This window comes from Enterobacter sp. UPMP2061 (assembly GCF_053709615.1).
This window is the reverse complement of the sequence record NZ_JBSKJP010000005.1, coordinates 88,571-102,183: the sequence shown is the minus strand read 5'-3', so window position 1 is coordinate 102,183 and position 13,613 is coordinate 88,571. Positions and strand designations below refer to the sequence as shown.

General features: G+C 57.8%; 14 protein-coding genes. 8 read left to right on the top strand and 6 right to left on the bottom strand.

What is annotated here, in order from left to right; all coding sequences use genetic code 11:
* Positions 1 to 9: 9 nt before the first annotated feature.
* Positions 10 to 306 (top strand): YicS family protein, encoded by a 297-nt coding sequence (locus ACWKXX_RS12520; protein WP_003861030.1) that lies wholly within the window; start codon positions 10 to 12, stop codon positions 304 to 306.
* Between the two features lie 48 nt (positions 307 to 354).
* Here ACWKXX_RS12520 and ACWKXX_RS12515 read toward each other — a convergent pair whose 3' ends face one another.
* Complete coding sequence (locus ACWKXX_RS12515) at positions 355 to 1,305, bottom strand: LacI family DNA-binding transcriptional regulator (RefSeq protein WP_003861033.1); 951 nt, start codon at positions 1,303 to 1,305, stop codon at positions 355 to 357.
* Between the two features lie 293 nt (positions 1,306 to 1,598).
* Here ACWKXX_RS12515 and ACWKXX_RS12510 point away from each other — a divergent pair, with 293 nt between their 5' ends.
* The 6 genes from ACWKXX_RS12510 (at position 1,599) to ACWKXX_RS12485 (ending at position 7,508) form a co-directional block, all read left to right on the top strand.
* Positions 1,599 to 1,913: a PTS sugar transporter subunit IIB gene (locus ACWKXX_RS12510; protein WP_003861034.1), complete on the top strand. Its 315-nt coding sequence runs from the start codon at positions 1,599 to 1,601 to the stop codon at positions 1,911 to 1,913.
* Between the two features lie 11 nt (positions 1,914 to 1,924).
* A complete protein-coding gene (locus ACWKXX_RS12505; RefSeq protein WP_023302832.1) occupies positions 1,925 to 3,250 on the top strand; it encodes a PTS sugar transporter subunit IIC in 1,326 nt (441 codons plus the stop codon).
* Positions 3,251 to 3,267: 17 nt separating this feature from the next.
* Positions 3,268 to 4,644 (top strand): glycoside hydrolase family 1 protein, encoded by a 1,377-nt coding sequence (locus ACWKXX_RS12500; RefSeq protein WP_261665860.1) that lies wholly within the window; start codon positions 3,268 to 3,270, stop codon positions 4,642 to 4,644.
* Positions 4,645 to 4,649: 5 nt separating this feature from the next.
* The gene (locus ACWKXX_RS12495; RefSeq protein WP_014168006.1) at positions 4,650 to 4,952 is read left to right on the top strand and encodes a PTS lactose/cellobiose transporter subunit IIA; all 303 of its coding nucleotides are present in this window, start codon (positions 4,650 to 4,652) and stop codon (positions 4,950 to 4,952) included.
* Positions 4,953 to 5,088: 136 nt separating this feature from the next.
* The gene (locus tag ACWKXX_RS12490) at positions 5,089 to 6,468 is read left to right on the top strand and encodes a carbohydrate porin (protein WP_040117018.1); all 1,380 of its coding nucleotides are present in this window, start codon (positions 5,089 to 5,091) and stop codon (positions 6,466 to 6,468) included.
* 134 nt (positions 6,469 to 6,602) lie between these two features.
* Entirely contained in the window at positions 6,603 to 7,508 is a 906-nt protein-coding gene (locus ACWKXX_RS12485; protein WP_017383673.1) for an EamA family transporter, read from the top strand.
* Between the two features lie 48 nt (positions 7,509 to 7,556).
* On the opposite strand, the gene nepI is transcribed toward ACWKXX_RS12485, so the two are convergent.
* The 3 genes from nepI to ACWKXX_RS12470 all read right to left on the bottom strand — a co-directional run bounded on the left by nepI (position 7,557) and on the right by ACWKXX_RS12470 (position 9,985).
* A complete protein-coding gene (gene nepI / locus ACWKXX_RS12480; protein ID WP_023302830.1) occupies positions 7,557 to 8,747 on the bottom strand; it encodes a purine ribonucleoside efflux pump NepI in 1,191 nt (396 codons plus the stop codon).
* Between the two features lie 169 nt (positions 8,748 to 8,916).
* On the bottom strand, positions 8,917 to 9,435 hold the full coding sequence (locus ACWKXX_RS12475; protein ID WP_232961583.1) for an SRPBCC domain-containing protein: 519 nt from the start codon (positions 9,433 to 9,435) through the stop codon (positions 8,917 to 8,919).
* 97 nt (positions 9,436 to 9,532) lie between these two features.
* Complete coding sequence (locus tag ACWKXX_RS12470; RefSeq protein WP_045329530.1) at positions 9,533 to 9,985, bottom strand: DUF1198 domain-containing protein; 453 nt, start codon at positions 9,983 to 9,985, stop codon at positions 9,533 to 9,535.
* Between the two features lie 99 nt (positions 9,986 to 10,084).
* Here ACWKXX_RS12470 and ACWKXX_RS12465 point away from each other — a divergent pair, with 99 nt between their 5' ends.
* Positions 10,085 to 10,987, top strand: a complete 903-nt coding sequence (locus tag ACWKXX_RS12465) for a LysR family transcriptional regulator (protein WP_015570111.1) — start codon at positions 10,085 to 10,087, stop codon at positions 10,985 to 10,987.
* On the opposite strand, the gene ACWKXX_RS12460 is transcribed toward ACWKXX_RS12465, so the two are convergent.
* Positions 10,975 to 11,979, bottom strand: coding sequence for an alpha/beta fold hydrolase (locus tag ACWKXX_RS12460; RefSeq protein ID WP_261665861.1), 1,005 nt, complete (start codon positions 11,977 to 11,979; stop codon positions 10,975 to 10,977). The two genes, ACWKXX_RS12465 and ACWKXX_RS12460, sit on opposite strands and share 13 nt — an antisense overlap.
* Before the next feature lie 170 nt (positions 11,980 to 12,149).
* A complete protein-coding gene (uhpT, locus tag ACWKXX_RS12455; protein ID WP_006808805.1) occupies positions 12,150 to 13,541 on the bottom strand; it encodes a hexose-6-phosphate:phosphate antiporter in 1,392 nt (463 codons plus the stop codon).
* Between the last annotated feature and the right edge of the window lie 72 nt (positions 13,542 to 13,613).

Genomic DNA, 13,613 nt, shown 5'->3' with positions numbered 1-13,613 from the left:
GAGGTTTCGATGAAATCTGCACACCTGGTTTGCCTGCTCGTTTGCCTGATTTTCGCTGCGTTTGTTCACGCGCAGGAGAAGAGCGCTCCGGAGAAAGAGGCCCAGATAAAACAGCAGGTCCTGAAAGATGTGAAGAAAACCTGTACCCCGCAGAAAAAGCAGAGCGATAAGGCCTGGCAGGCGATGATTTTGTCGTCTGAGGCCAATCAGCTGCTGATCAAAAACGCCATCACCGCCGTGAAGCGTGACAACCTGGACGCCTACTGGGATGCAGTAAGTCAGGTGGATTGTATGGAAGATTACTGAGGGTTGAGCGCCGGGTGGCGCTGCGCTTACCCGGCCTACATCACACGTTTAACGCTTCCGCACATCCGGAATAATCAAATCACCGCGCAGAACGTAGGACCCGAGCATCTGCGTTTTCTCTGTCAGCCAGCTCACGATGCGCGCCGCCATGGCGTCCATGGAATACTCAATGGCCGGGATCACCGGAATACCCGGCAGATGCAGCGAACCGCCGAGGCTGAAAACCATGATGTCTTCCGGTACCGATTTATTAAACGCCTGTAACTGCGGGATCACCCGCTGGGCTTCCTGCTCATCCGCCACCAGCAGCGCGTTGAAGTTCAGTGTGGACGCGTTGTTGAGTAATTCCTGAAGCGCAACGGACGATGAAGTCGCGTCCATAAACACGAGGTTGCGATTAAAGGGCAGGAAGTTTTTCTCCAGCGCGTGTTTGTAGCCCAGCAGCACCTGATCGGCAAAGCCGCTGCCGTGCGGGTGGATCAGCGCTATCTGGCGACGCCCCTGGCTGGTGAGATAGTTACAGGCCGTTTCAGCCGCGAACGCGTGATCGAACTGAATGCTGTTGGCGTTATCGGCTTCCATACAGTCGACCAGAATCACGTTGTCCATGTCCACGTCCAGCGGGAAACGCGCGCCAATCACCAGAATGTCATCACATAAGCCGCAGGAGAGTTCTTCAAGGGCGTTCATCACTTCTGTTTTTGTGTGTGCAAAGCGCAGCAGCAGATGTTTTTGATGCTGGCTGAGGTGTTTTTCCAGCGCGTACAGGTAACCGGTGGTCTGGTTAATGTTTTCCTGCGCGCAAATCACCCCAATGCAGCCCGTCGACTGGCTGAGCAGCGACTGGGCGATCACGTTGGGACGATAGTTCAGCTCATCCACCGCTTTCAGAACAGCCTGGCGGCTGGCTTCTTTAACGCCACGCGACCCGCTCAACACCCGTGATACCGTGGCTTTGGACACCCCGGCCAGACGCGATACATCGTTGATTGTAGACATCTCTCTCCCCTGTCAGACGCAACTGGCGTCTGTAATTTCCATCACCGCTACGGCTCACATTATAGCCAGAACGGAGTATATCCGTTTCCGTTTTCCATGGAAACCGATTTTCCGTTTCCACTCAATTTGATGCCAAAACAGCCAAATTATGTGACCCACATCCGGTTAATTAGCCTCATAAGTAAGTGATCTTGATGGTTGTCACACTTCTGTCTTTTATAAATGGAAACCGGTTTCCGTATCATGTCCAATTATCCTCGCAATAACTTTTTACATTTTGAGGATGGTTGTCGATGTTCAAGATTATGCTGTGCTGCTCTGCCGGGATGTCCACCAGCCTGCTGGTCAGCAAAATGATCGATGTTGCAAAAGAACGGGGCTTGCCCGTGAAGATAGATGCGTATGGCGTATCCGAATTTGATACGCAGTTTCCGCACTATCAGGTGGTGCTTCTCGGACCGCAAGTGAAATACATGTTAAAGACGCTCTCAGACAAGGCAGCGACGCAAGGCATTCCGGTGCAGCCCATCGACATGATGGATTACGGCATGCAGCGTGGCGATAAAGTACTGGACTATGCTCTGTCGCTCATCGAAGCGGCACACTAAAAGGTGTTCACATGAGTTCGTTATATCAATCCATGGTCGCGGTGATTGAGCAGTCAATTACGCCGCTGGCCGCGAAGCTCGGTCAGCAAAAGTATGTGATTGCCATCCGCGACGGCTTTACCGCTGCGCTGCCGTTTATGATCATCGGCTCGTTTATGCTGGTGTTTATCTTCCCGCCGTTTTCGGCGGATACCACCAACAGCTTCGCCCGCGGCTGGCTGGATTTCTCCGAGACCTACCGCGAACAGCTGATGCTGCCGTTTAACCTCAGCATGGGCGTGATGACCTTCTTCATCTCGGTGGGGATTGGGGCAAGCCTGGGGCGTCAGTTTAACCTCGATCCGGTGATGTCCGGCCTGCTGGCCTTTATGGCCTTCCTGCTGGTCGCCGCGCCCTATGCCGATGGCAAAATTTCGACCCAGTATCTCTCCGGTCAGGGGATCTTCACTGCGCTTATCACCGCGATCTACTCCACTCGCGTCTATGCGTGGCTGAAACAGAACAACGTCACCATCCGCCTGCCGAAGGAAGTGCCGACCGGCGTGGCGCGTTCGTTTGAGATCCTGATCCCGGTGATGGTGGTGATCGGAACGCTGCACCCGCTGAACCTGTTCATTGAAGCGCAGACCGGGATGATCATCCCGCAGGCGATTATGCACCTGCTGGAGCCGCTGGTGTCGGCGTCTGACTCGCTGCCCGCCATTCTGCTCTCCGTGCTGCTGTGCCAGATCTTCTGGTTCGCTGGTATCCACGGGTCGCTGATTGTCACCGGCATCATGAACCCGTTCTGGATGGCGAACCTCTCTGCAAACCAGGCGGCGCTGGCGGCGGGCGCGGCGCTGCCGCACGTTTATCTGCAAGGTTTCTGGGATCACTACCTGCTGATTGGCGGAGTAGGCTCCACCCTGCCGCTGGCGTTCCTGCTGCTGCGTAGCCGCGTTACCCACCTGCGCACCATCGGCAAAATGGGCGTGGTGCCAAGCTTCTTTAACATCAACGAACCGATTTTGTTCGGCGCACCGATCATCATGAACCCGATGCTGTTTATCCCGTTCGTGTTTGTTCCGCTGGTCAACGCCTGCCTGGCGTACGGCGCAACCAAACTCGGCTGGCTGGCTCAGGTGGTTTCGTTAACCCCGTGGACCACCCCCGCGCCGATTGGTGCGTCGTGGGCGGCGAACTGGGCGCTCAGCCCGGTGGTGATGTGCCTGGTCTGTATGGTGATGTCCGCGCTGATGTACCTGCCGTTCCTGCGTGCCTATGAGCGTACGCTCATCAAAAACGAAGAGCAGAAAGCTCAGGCGACCGTCGGTAACGCTGAAGCCGCCAGCAATTAAGTCAAAGAGGAAGAGTCATGAAATACGCATTTCCCGATAACTTCTGGTGGGGCAGCGCAAGCTCCGCTCTCCAGACGGAAGGGACACGAGAGGGTGAAACCACGTGGGATTACTGGTTTGCCCGCGAGCCGAACCGTTTTCACAACGGCGTGGGGCCGCAGCACACCTCCACGTTTTATCAGCACTGGAAAACGGACATTCAGCTGTTAAAGCAGCTGAACCACAACAGCTTTCGCACATCGATTAGCTGGGCGCGCCTGATCCCCGACGGTATCGGTGAAGTGAGCCCGGACGCGGTCGATTTTTACAATCAGGTCATTGATGAGCTAAACGAGCAGGGCATCACGCCGTTTATCACCCTGTTCCATTTCGACATGCCGATGGCGATGCAGGAGATTGGCGGCTGGGAAAACCGTGACGTGGTGGACGCGTACGCCCGCTATACGCAGATTTGCTTCGAGCTGTTCGGCGATCGCGTGCTGCACTGGTTTACCTTCAATGAGCCGATTGTTCCGGTGGAAGGCGGTTATCTGTACGACTTCCACTACCCGAACGTGGTGGATTTTCGTCGGGCAGCCACCGTGGCGTATCACACCGTGCTGGCCCATGCGAAGGCCGTTCAGGCTTACCGCGCCGGACACTACGCGGGTGAGATCGGCATCGTGCTCAACCTGACGCCGTCGTACCCGCGCTCCCGGAACCCGGCGGACGTGAAGGCGGCGCACATAGCGGACCTGATGTTTAACCGCAGCTTCCTCGACCCGGTGCTGCGCGGGGAGTATCCGGCGGACCTGGTGGCATTGCTGAAATCTTACGATCAGCTGCCCGCCTGCAAGCCGGAAGACGGTTTCCTGATTGCGGAAGGGAAAATCGACCTGCTCGGCGTTAACTACTATCAGCCGCGTCGCGTGAAGTGTCGCGACAGCGCGGTGAACCCGCAGGCGCCGTTTATGCCGGAGTGGTTCTTTGATAATTACGAGATGCCGGGCCGTAAGATGAACCCGTACCGCGGCTGGGAAATCTACGCGCCGGGTATTTACGATATTCTGGTTAACCTGCGCGATAATTACGGCAACCCTCGCTGCTTTATTTCGGAAAACGGCATGGGCGTCGAAAACGAGCAGCGCTTTATTGAAAACGGCCAGATTAACGATCAATACCGCATCGATTTTATTTCTGAGCATTTATCGTGGCTGCACAAAGGTATTAGCGAAGGCTGCAATTGCCTTGGCTATCATATGTGGACGTTTATTGATAACTGGTCGTGGTGTAATGCGTATAAAAACCGCTACGGTTTTATTCAGCTCGATGTAGAGACGCAGCAGCGCACCATTAAAAAAAGCGGAGAGTGGTTTGCCGCCACCGCCTTAAATAATAGTTTTGATAAAGAGTAATGATGATGATCGCACTAGAAGAAGCCGTAATGGAAATTATCGTCAACGCTGGCCAGTCCCGCAGCCTGTGCTTTGAAGCCCTGCACGCGGCGCGTCAGGGCAACCTTGATGAGGCCAAAAGCCTGCTGCGCGAAGCCGACGGCTACGCGCGCCAGGCGCACAAGATGCAGACCAAACTGATCGAGCAGGATGCGGGCGAAGCCCGCCAGCCGATGACCTTAATTATGGTGCACGCCCAGGATCATTTAATGAATTCCTTATTAGCGCGCGAGTTATCCGAAGAAATTATTCATTTATATCAGAGATAGTCTATGGCGAAATAATTACTGTAATACCTCTGTACCCTAAATAGAGATCCACTTGCTCTGATGATAGCGACATACTCTGTCAGATCGGAGCGGGATGGTTATTGTCTGAATAAAATTAAACTATATTGAGATAACCATGAATACGATTAAAAAACTTCCATTAACCATGGCGGTTATCGCCGCGCTTTGCCCAATTTCCGTTCTCGCTCAGGAATTCACTCAGGAGCAAATCGACGCCATTGTGGCAAAAGCGGTGGATAAAGCCCTGGCCGAACGTCAGGCCAAAATGGATGCGGCGGTCGCGAAAAAAGCGGACGTGGTGACCGAGCCGCAGAGCGCGGCGCAATCTCCGGATATGGCGATCCCGTTCGGGGTTAAATTTACCGGCTACGCCCGCTACGGCGCGCACTTCCAGGCTGCCGATCAGAAATACGTGGCGGTGGACGGCTCCTACAACGGCGCGTCCGCTATTGGTCGTCTGGGTAACGAAGGCAACGGCGGCGAGTTCCAGCTCTCTAAAGCCTTCAAGGGCGAAAACGGCGCCATCTGGGACATCAACGTGATGATCGACCACTGGGGCGACGAAGTTAACCTCAAGAAAGCCTACGCGGGCGTGACCAACATTATGGCCTCCAACCCGAACGCCTACTTCTGGGCGGGTCGCGACTTCCACCAGCGTCCGCAGCAGGGCATCAACGATTACTTCTGGATGAACCACGACGGTCAGGGCGCCGGGGTGAAGAACTTCGATATCGGCGGCGTGCAGTTTGACGTGGCCGCCGTGGCAGCGGTGGAATCCTGTAGCCCAGAAGTGATGGAAGACGAAGCCAACCCGTCGCGCATCACCTGTACCGGCGGGTCCGGCACGGGCGACAAAGGCAACTACGCCGCGACGTCTAAAATCCACGGTATGAAGCTCGGTCCGCTGGATCTGGAGCTGTACGCCAACTACGGCTTTGACTCCAAAGCCGTTGAGAGCGACGAACGTCTGAACGCCTGGCAGGGCGGCGTGGTGCTGAGCCACACCAACGACAGCGGCGTGAACAAGGTGATTGCCCGCTACTCCGATAACGCGGACAACAGCGTGTTCAACAAAACCGAGGATCTGACCACGGTCTACGCCAGCTTCGAAGGGCTGTACAAATTCACCCAGGCGACGCAGGTGGAGTACCTCCTCGCCTTCCATGACTACGACAACAGCCGCGATAAGACCGACAACCGCAAGAACTACAACGCCATCGTGCGCCCGATGCACTGGTGGAACGACGTTCACTCCACCTGGCTGGAAGCGGGCTGGCAGCACGTGGATTACGACAACGGCGGCGACAACAAGGGCTGGAAGCTGACCCTGTCGCAGAACATGTCTATCGCCATGGGGCCGGAGTTCCGTCCGATGCTGCGCTTCTACGTGACCGGCGGCAAGGTGGATAACGAACGTACCGCGCGCGTGAACAACACCAAAGATGAAACGCTGGACGACTTCAACGTCGGCGCGATGTGGGAGGCGTGGTTCTAGTACAGCGTCGTTTGTTTCGCCCGGCGGCGCTGCGCTTGCACGGGCCTACAAGGTTTTGTAGGCCGGGTAAGCGTAGCGCCACCCGGCAAGATCCCATGTTATGCTACAAAAAAACCAACATAACAGGGGAGAACATGGGTTCCACACGCAAAGGGATGCTCAACGTCCTGATCGCCGCCGTTTTATGGGGCAGTTCCGGGGTTTGCGCGCAGTACATTATGGAGAAAAGCCACATCTCTTCGCCTTACCTGACCATGGTTCGTCTGCTGTTTACCGGCGTGATCCTGCTGACGCTCTCCTTCGTTCACGGCGACAAGATTTTCTCGGTCGTCAAAAACCGCAAAGACGCCCTCAGCCTGCTGTTTTTCTCGCTGGCTGGCGCGCTTACCGTGCAGCTCACCTTCCTGCTGACAATTGAAAAATCCAACGCCGCGACGGCCACCGTGCTCCAGTTTCTGTCGCCGACCATTATCGTGGCATGGTTTGCGCTGGCGCGGAAAACGCGTCCCGGCATATTTGTCTTATCCGCGATTTTCACGTCGCTTGTGGGTACCTTCCTGCTGGTAACCCACGGCGACCCGACGTCGCTCTCCATCTCGCCGGCCGCGCTGTTCTTCGGTATCGCCTCGGCGTTTGCCGCGGCGTTTTATACGACGTACCCGTCGACGCTTATCGCCCGCTACGGCACGCTGCCGATTGTCGGCTGGAGTATGTTGATTGCGGGATTAATGCTGACGCCGTTCTACGCCGGACGCGGCACCACCTTCGTGATCGACGGCGGCCTGCTGCTGGCGTTTTTCTACCTGGTGGTGATAGGCACCGCGCTGACGTTCAGCCTGTATCTGAAAGGCGCACAGATGATCGGCGGGCCGAAGGCGAGCATTCTGAGCTGCGCCGAGCCGCTGAGCAGCGCGCTGCTGTCGGTGGTGTTGCTGGGGGTGGCATTCACCCTGCCGGACTGGCTGGGGACGCTGCTGATTGTGTCGTCGGTGGTGTTGATTTCGATGGATTCGAGAAGACGGGTTCAGACATCGGCGTAGCCTGATGCCCTCACCCCAACCCTCTCCCACGGGAGAGGGAGAAAAGCACTACTTCGCCTTAACCTTCCCCGCCACCAGCAGCGCGGTCAGCAGCATCAGCGTGCCGGAAATTACCAGCGGCGAGGTCAGCCCCAGGTGGTCGAGCGCTACGCCGCCCACCGCCGCGCCGCAGGTATTCGCCAGCTGGATCACCGCCACCTGAATCGACCCGGCTTTTTCCGCCTGATCGGCAAGCGAGCGGGTGATCCACGTCGACCAGCCCACCGGCACCAGCGCAAAGGCAAAGCCCCAGATAATCGCGATCGCCGAAGCCACCCACTTATCGCTGCCCCACAACACCAGCGCCGCGGCGCTGATCGCCAGCACCAGCGGGGCACCCGCCAGCGCCACCTTCAGGGAGCGCTTCAGGAACTGGGACGACAGCGAGGTGCCGACAAAACTGGCGATCCCGAAGCTCAGGAGCACCAGCGTCAGGCCGTCCACGTCAAAGCCCGCCATGGTCATATACACCGGGCGGATATAGGTGAAGAAAGCAAACTGCCCGGCAAAGGCCATGAAGATGGCGGTCATCCCCGCCAGCACGCCGGGGCGCTTCAGCAGCGCGAACATGTTCTGTTTGTGGTGCGCCGCTTCCCCCGGAAGGGACGGCAGCGCCTTCCACACCCAGATAATGCACAGCACGCCCATCACCGCCGCCGCGTTAAAGACGTTGCGCCAGCCGATAATTCCACCGAGGAAACTGCCCAGCGGCGCGGCGATCACCAGCGCGATCGAGACCGCACCGAAGATAACGGACAAGGCTTTTGGCACCGTACGCGCGGGCACCAGGCGCATGGTCAGCGAGGCGGACATCGCCCAGAAGCCGCCTAATCCCAGCCCCAGGCAGGCACGGCCGAGCAGCAGCAGGGTGAAGCTTTCAGCGAAAGAGACCAGCAGGCAGGAGAGCGTCAGCAGCACGCTGAACAGAATAACCACTTTGCGACGGTCAATGGTGCCGATCGCCTGCGTGATAAACAGGCTGGCGAACATCGCCACAAACGCGGTGACGGTCACGGACTGCCCCGCCACGCCCTCGGAAATGCCCAGATCCTGCGCCATCGGCGTCAGCAGGCTGACCGGCAGGAACTCGACGGTGATCAGGCAGGCGACGCAAAATGCCACGGAGAAAACCGCCGACCAGTTGGGGCGTGAAACCTCTTTGGCCTGCGGTGTAGTCGTGGGCTGGGTATGTTCTGTCATGGCATCACCTGAAGATAAAAACGTGCGGAAAAGTCGCGCAGTTTATCATCAAAAGTGTGACGAATTTAACGTTTCGACAACTTTTGTCGTTTTTTAATGCCGGGCGGCGCTGCGCTTGCGCCGGCCTACGGGCTTGTAGGCCCGGTAAGCAAAGCGCCACCGGGCAAAATTACCCGCGAGCCTTAAGAGCGGCATTCGCTAATCCCACGATCCACTCCTGATGCCCGTTAATCATTGGGTTCGGCACGGTGCGCGCTAATTCCTGCGCCGGCACGCCTTTCTGCGACTCCTGAGTCAGAATGCGCACGCGGTTTCCCGGCAGGTCTTCAAACAGCCAGGCGTGGATCACGTCCAGACGCGAATTCGCATCCCCTTCTACCCAGCCGTGCCACGCGATACGCGCGGCTTCGCCCTCCACGGGCGGAACATACTCCGTCACCTGCGCTTCAACCGGGAAGCCGAAGGTGGTGAAGCGAAAGCGGGCGTTGGCGCTCAGCGCCGGGCCGCTGCCGTCGTGAAAACGGATATCTTCGGCGTTGCTGTAGTAGTTCGGCCACAGGATGGTGTCGTTAAGCTGCGCCCAAATCTCTTTTGCGCTCAGCCCGGCGACGATGATTTCGTTGGATGCAAAGTTATCGGTGGTGCCGGGCAGGTAGTCGTTCGGCCAGATAATGGCGGATTGTTTCATGGTTCACCTCATCGGTTAGTTGATAAGGTGATGGTGCGCCTGCGGGTGATATAAATCTAATGACGATGCTTTATACTCTTCATCACGTTTCGTGATATCAGTGCAGGTAAAACACGCCCTCTTCCGGCAGGAAAAGCTGGTTGTAGCGCAGCTGGAAGGCGTTAAGCTCCTGCGGGTCAGGCTCTATCTCGCGCATAAAGCCGAGCGCGAGGCGGATTTGCGCGTCGGTGATCGGCGCGGCCAGACGGGCTTTACGCAGCATGCGGTGCCAGGTATGCAGATTCTCTTCGCTGGCGTCGACGATGCAGACCTGCCAGATCAGCAGCACCTGAGCGGCATTTAGCAGATGCGCCTCGTCGGGGCGTTCAAGATAGCGGATAAACTCATTGCCCGGCGTTTTACCGAACTGGTCAATCATCGACTCGACCGGCAGCGGGGTGATCCCCAGCCGCTCGCTTAAACGTTTGATGGCGCGGCGGGAGTCTGAGGTCAGGACACGAAATCCAACCACAAACACCACGGCAAGCGTTGCCAGCATTATCCAGACCATGCGTTCTCCTTAGACTAGCCGCCCATCATAGCGGGAAACGCAGTGCGTCAACAGCGGGCAGCGCCATAATAGTAAACGGAAAAGAGGTGGAAAAACGTCATGAAAGCGGATCTGCGCACGCTGGATCTTAACCTGCTGAAAACGCTGGATGCCCTGCTGGACGAACGCAGCGTCACCCGCGCGGCGGCGCGTCTTGCCCTGACCCAACCAGCGGTAAGCGGCATGCTTAACCGCCTGCGGGATTACTTTGAAGACCCGCTGTTTATCCGCGCGCCGCACGGCATCGTGCCTACCACCCGGGCGGAAGCGATGGCGGCTCCCGTCAAACGCATTCTGGCAGATATCGACGAGCTGCTTCAGCCGATCGCCTTTGATCCGCTCACCGCAACGTTCACCTTCACGCTTGCCGCGACCGACTACGCCCTGCGCGCGGTCGTCGTGCCGTTTATCGCTGCGCTTAAGGTGCAGGCGCCGGGGATTCGCGTGCGCGTGGTACCTGTGGAATCCGACCGTCTGGTCAGCCAGCTCGAACAAGGCTCTGTCGACGTGGCGCTGATCACCCCGCACACCACGCCAGATGAGCTTCACAGCCGGGCGCTTTATGATGAACGGTACGTTTGCATGATGCGTGCCGACCATCCGGATGCCGGACAGCCCATGACGTTAGACCGGTTTTGCGCCCTGGAGCATGTGCTGGTCTCTTACGAGGGCGACGGTTTTCGCGGCGTAACGGATGGCGCGCTGGAGAAAACTGGCCGAACGCGGCATGTTGGCTTATCGGTGAGTAACTTTTTAGTCCTGCCGGACGTGCTGGCCCTCAGCGATATGATTGCCGTTGTGCCATCACGCATAGCGGAAAAGCAGACGGGGATGTTCGTCTGCGAGACGCCGGTTCCCGTGCCCGGTTTTACCAAAAGCATGGCCTGGCACGGCAGAACGCACCGCAACCTCGCGCAGGCGTGGCTGCGCGGGCTGTTGCTGGAGACCAGTCAGCGCGCCTGAAGCCCTTTCAGCAGCGCCTCGTGGAAGCGGGCAGGATCCTGCATCTGCGGCGCGTGGCCCATGTCGTTAAATTCAACCAGCGTCGCGTGCGGAATGCGCTTCGCCGTCTCTTTACCCAGCACCGCGTAATTGCCGAGCGTCTTGCGGATCTCCGGTGGGGCGAGATCTTTCCCGATGGCGGTGTTGTCCTTCGTGCCGATCATCAATAATACCGGCATCTTCAGCTCGTTAAATTCATAGACGACCGGCTGGGTATAAATCATGTCGTAGAGCAGCGCCGAGTTCCACGCCACGCGCGCTTTGCCCGGCCCGTTGTTCAGCCCGGCGAGCATGGTGACCCAGCGCTCGTACTCCGGCTTCCACTCCCCGGCGTAGTAGGTGTTTTTCTCGTACTGACGAATGCCGTCGGCGCTGATTTTCAACTCGCGCTGGTACCACTGGTCGACCGTAATATGCGGCACGCCGCGCGCTTTCCAGTCTTCAAGCCCTATTGGGTTCACCATCACCAGCTGCTCCACCTGCTGCGGCCACATCAGCGCGTAGCGGGTCGCCAGCATGCCGCCGGTCGAATGGCCGATGACCGTCACGCGATCGACGCCCAGCGTTTTCAGCAGCGCGTGGGTGTTATCCGCCAGCTGCTGGAAGGTGTACTGATAATGCTCCGGCTTGGTGGATTTGCAGAAGCCGATCTGGTCGGGTGCGATCACGCGATACCCGCTGGCTGAAAGCGCGCGGATCGTGCCGTCCCAGGTACCGGCGCAGAAGTTTTTGCCGTGCATCAGCACCACGGTGCGGCCGTTGGGTTTTTCCGGCTTCACGTCCAGGTAAGCCATATCCAGAGGCTGGTTCTGCGAGGTAAAGGTAAAGTGTTTTACCGGCCAGCCGTAGTCAAAACCTTCCAGCTTCTCGCCGTAGGTGGGGGCATTCGCGGCCATTGCGGGGGAGGCCAGCGCCATCAACAGCGCCAGGCAGGACAATCGTCGGGTCAACATGCAAGCTCTCCGTTAGCAAAAAGGGCTAAGGCTGCACGAAAAGCGGCAGCAAAAAAAACTGTAGAGCATACGGGGGAGCGGGTGTGTAAAGCGGGGTAAAGGTAAAAGGCAGGCCGTGAAAAATAAAAAAGCCCGGCATCACACACCGGGCAAAGAAGTTACCTGCACACTCAGGCTACTTTTAATTTCTGCGCACGATTCTCGCGGCGGATCTTACGCTCTTCCAGCACCGCAACCATCGCCATCAGGACGATACAGCCAATCGCTGCCGCATCCAGCGCGGCAAAGGTGCCCGCCCAGCCGGTGAGGCCGAAAATTGGCGTGCCGTCGGCGATCATGCCCAGACCGAGCTTGGCGAAGCTGTCGCCGATCAGGTAAGCGAAGGTGCCCTTAATCCCATCGGCTGCGCCGATCGCTTTTTTCGGCACAAAGCCAACCGCCGCCACGCCGATCAGCAGTTGCGGACCGAACACCAGGAAGCCGAGCGCAAACAGCGACGCCAGGTAAACGTACTGGTTGCTGGCGTGCTGGTAAACGCCGAGCGTGGCGATAATCAGCGCCAGCGCGACGCAGGCCACCAGCGCGCGACGGCCGTTGGCGAGGTCCGAGAGCCAGCCCCACAGCAGGGTACCGACCAGCGCGCCTACTTCGAACAGGGTGAAGCCCTGAATCGCCACCTCTTTCGAGAGCTTCAGCTCCTGGAAGGCATACACGGTGGACCACTGGTCGATACCGATACGCACCACGTACAGGAAGATGTTCGAGAAGCAGAGCAGCCAGATCACTTTGTTTTTCAGCACGTACTCAACAAAGATCTGCCATTTGGACATCTCGTTTTCTTCGGTCTCTTTGTCCTCCTCGCTGATCTCCTCCCCGAACAGCTCTTCAGCTTTGCCGAGGCCGTAGGATTCCGGGGAATCGCTGCCGTAGCGCAGGCCGATAAAGCCGACAATCAGGGCGATAATCGACGGGAAGATAAACATGCCAATCACGTGGCCGTCGAACAGGTAGTTCGCACCGAACAGCGCCACGCCGGCCGCGCCCGCTCCGCCGAGGTTGTGGGAGATGTTCCACATGCCGAGGTACGAACCCCGCTTGCGGCGCGGCGTCCATTTGGTGATGGTGGAGTAGCTGCACGACCCGCCGGTGCTCTGGAAGAAACCGCTCAGGGCGTAGAAGGCGATCATCAGGAACAGGCTGACGGAGCCCGCGCCCATGCTGGCGCTAAAGCCGAGCATACAGATGGCGGAGAGGATCAGCATAAACGGCAGGAACTGCTTGGTATTTTTGCCGTCCGCGTAGTAGGACACAACCGTTTTCCCCACGCCGTAGGTGATGGAGAAGCCCAGGCCAATCATCCCCAGCTGCGTCATGCTCAGCCCGTAGGTTGAGATCATGTCGTTCTGCGCGATGTTAAAGTTTTTGCGGATCAGGTACATGGTCAGGTAGCCGATGAAGACCACCAGATAGGACTGCATGAACGGTTTGAACCACATCTTGCGCCGCACGTCGAGCGGCAGATCCAGGGTCGGCTTGCGCACCTGATTTAAGAAGGCCAGCATGACTGAGTTACTCCTGAGCTGATTTTTGCAGCATTGTAAAAACCAGCCAGGAGAGATGCCTGAGACAGCGTC

What these genes read in the sequence shown, in the direction of transcription:
- ACWKXX_RS12485 (WP_017383673.1), top strand. Translation starts at nt 6,603, where the DNA reads ATGGGTTCCACACGCAAAGGGATGCTCAACGTCCTGATCGCCGCCGTT.
- nepI (WP_023302830.1), bottom strand. Translation starts at nt 8,747, where the DNA reads ATGACAGAACATACCCAGCCCACGACTACACCGCAGGCCAAAGAGGTT.
- ACWKXX_RS12495 (WP_014168006.1), top strand. Translation starts at nt 4,650, where the DNA reads ATGATCGCACTAGAAGAAGCCGTAATGGAAATTATCGTCAACGCTGGC.
- ACWKXX_RS12505 (WP_023302832.1), top strand. Translation starts at nt 1,925, where the DNA reads ATGAGTTCGTTATATCAATCCATGGTCGCGGTGATTGAGCAGTCAATT.
- ACWKXX_RS12475 (WP_232961583.1), bottom strand. Translation starts at nt 9,435, where the DNA reads ATGAAACAATCCGCCATTATCTGGCCGAACGACTACCTGCCCGGCACC.
- ACWKXX_RS12500 (WP_261665860.1), top strand. Translation starts at nt 3,268, where the DNA reads ATGAAATACGCATTTCCCGATAACTTCTGGTGGGGCAGCGCAAGCTCC.
- ACWKXX_RS12465 (WP_015570111.1), top strand. Translation starts at nt 10,085, where the DNA reads ATGAAAGCGGATCTGCGCACGCTGGATCTTAACCTGCTGAAAACGCTG.
- ACWKXX_RS12490 (WP_040117018.1), top strand. Translation starts at nt 5,089, where the DNA reads ATGAATACGATTAAAAAACTTCCATTAACCATGGCGGTTATCGCCGCG.
- ACWKXX_RS12470 (WP_045329530.1), bottom strand. Translation starts at nt 9,985, where the DNA reads ATGGTCTGGATAATGCTGGCAACGCTTGCCGTGGTGTTTGTGGTTGGA.
- ACWKXX_RS12515 (WP_003861033.1), bottom strand. Translation starts at nt 1,305, where the DNA reads ATGTCTACAATCAACGATGTATCGCGTCTGGCCGGGGTGTCCAAAGCC.
- ACWKXX_RS12520 (WP_003861030.1), top strand. Translation starts at nt 10, where the DNA reads ATGAAATCTGCACACCTGGTTTGCCTGCTCGTTTGCCTGATTTTCGCT.
- uhpT (WP_006808805.1), bottom strand. Translation starts at nt 13,541, where the DNA reads ATGCTGGCCTTCTTAAATCAGGTGCGCAAGCCGACCCTGGATCTGCCG.
- ACWKXX_RS12510 (WP_003861034.1), top strand. Translation starts at nt 1,599, where the DNA reads ATGTTCAAGATTATGCTGTGCTGCTCTGCCGGGATGTCCACCAGCCTG.
- ACWKXX_RS12460 (WP_261665861.1), bottom strand. Translation starts at nt 11,979, where the DNA reads ATGTTGACCCGACGATTGTCCTGCCTGGCGCTGTTGATGGCGCTGGCC.